Source organism: Variovorax sp. 20P10.2.4, assembly GCF_058244205.1.
The window spans coordinates 1-1,582 of record NZ_JBZAYE010001056.1 but is presented as its reverse complement, the minus strand read 5'-3'; the positions used below and the strand labels follow the sequence as shown (position 1 = coordinate 1,582).

At 72.6% G+C, this 1,582-nt stretch carries 2 protein-coding genes; one reads left to right on the top strand and one right to left on the bottom strand.

The window, feature by feature from the left end; all coding sequences use genetic code 11:
- Positions 1-246, bottom strand: a 246-nt coding sequence (locus tag AC27VN_RS41005) for a LysR family transcriptional regulator (protein ID WP_490880440.1), incomplete at its 3' end; no start/stop codon positions are given.
- Positions 247-324: 78 nt separating this feature from the next.
- On the opposite strand from AC27VN_RS41005, the gene AC27VN_RS41000 reads away from it, so the two are divergent.
- On the top strand, positions 325-1,509 hold the full coding sequence (locus AC27VN_RS41000; protein WP_490880439.1) for an Acg family FMN-binding oxidoreductase: 1,185 nt from the start codon (positions 325-327) through the stop codon (positions 1,507-1,509).
- The last annotated feature ends 73 nt before the right edge of the window (positions 1,510-1,582 follow it).

The window sequence follows — 1,582 nt, the reverse complement described above, 5'->3', positions numbered from 1 at the left end:
GCCGTTCTCCATGACGCGCGCCGACTCGGCCAGCTGCGTGGCCATGGCGGTGGGAAGCAGGCCCTGGCCGGTGCGTTCGAACAGCACCACGCCGAGCTGCGACTCGAGCTCGGCGATGTGCCGCCCCAGCGTCGGCTGGCTCGCGTTGAGCAGGCGCGAGGCGGCCAGCAGGCTGCCGCTGTCGAGCGCCGCGAGGAAGGAGCGGATCAATCGCCAGTCGAAATCGAGGTCGGTGCCGCGCCGCATGGGGTATTCAATTCTGAATATCTGTTGTCAATGGTTGTCTAATTGTGAAGTCAATCTTGACTTCCGATAATCCCCGGCATGGACGAGCGAAGAAACTTTGTCCGGCTGCTGGGAGGCGGTGTGGTGTTGGCCGCGGGCGCCGCGGCACTGGCCACCTGGTGGCTGCACGACGACATGCCGGCCGCGGCCCTCGAGATCTGGAACGGTCCGGGCGACGAGCCCGACGTGCGCCGGCGCGCGATCGCCTATGCGGTGACCGCGCCCTCGGCCTACAACCACCAGCCCTGGCGTGTCGATCTGCGCGAGCCCGATGCGATCGTCCTGTACTGCGACCGCGAGCGCCTGCTGCCCGAGACCGACCCCTTCGGCCGCCAAGTGGTGATCGGCCAGGGCGCCTTCCTCGAGCTGCTGGTGATGGCGCTGGCCCAGCAGGGCGTGGCGGCCAGCGTGCAGCTGTGGCCGCAGGGCGAACTGCCTGCCGACCCGCGGCAGTGGGGCCACCTGCCGGTGGCGCGGCTGCGGCTCGCGGGCGGCGGCACGCCCGATCCGCTGTTCTCCCAGGTGCTGCGCCGGCGCACGCCCAAGCAGCGCTTCGACACCGCGCGCCCGGTCTCGGCCGAGCTGTTGCAGGGCGTGACCGCGGCGGTGCCCAACGGCGGTTCGCTGCGCGCCGACGGCACGGTCGAGATGGCCCGCGTGCTGCCGCTGCGCCGGCTCTGCCTGGCCGCGGCGCGGGTGGAGATCACCACGCCCAACACCGCGCGCGAGAACCTGCGGCTGCTGCGCGTGGGGCCCGAGGAGATCCTCGCGCACCGCGACGGCTTCTCGCTCAACGATCCGGCGCTGCGCGTGGCCGTGGCGCTGGGCCGCTTCGACCGCGAGGTGCCGGCGCGCGAGGGCAGCCGCGCCTTCGAGCGCACGCTGGCGCTGTATGCCGACCAGGCCAGCACCGCCATGGGTTTCACCTGGATCAGCACCGCGGGCAACAGCCGCACCGACCAGCTCAACGCCGGCCGTGCCTACCTGCGCCAGCAGCTGCGCGCCACCGACCTCGGGCTGGGCATGCACCCGCTGAGCCAGCCGCTCGAGGAGTTCGCGGAGATGGCTGCGCACCACGCGGCGGCGCACGAGATGCTGCTGGGCCTGCCGCCGCCGCGCGACGCGCGCAGCCGCACGCTGCAGCTGCTGTGCCGGATCGGCTATCCGATGGCGCTGGTGCCGCCCGCGCCGCGCCGGCCGCTGGGCGAGTTCGCGCTGGCCTGATCAGGCCGCGTTCGGGGCTTCGAGCCGCTGCACCAGCGTGTGCAGCGCATGCCGCACCGTGGCCGCGCGCACC

Coding starts and splice junctions, on each gene's coding strand:
- AC27VN_RS41000 (WP_490880439.1), top strand. CDS start 325: ATGGACGAGCGAAGAAACTTTGTCCGGCTGCTGGGAGGCGGTGTGGTG.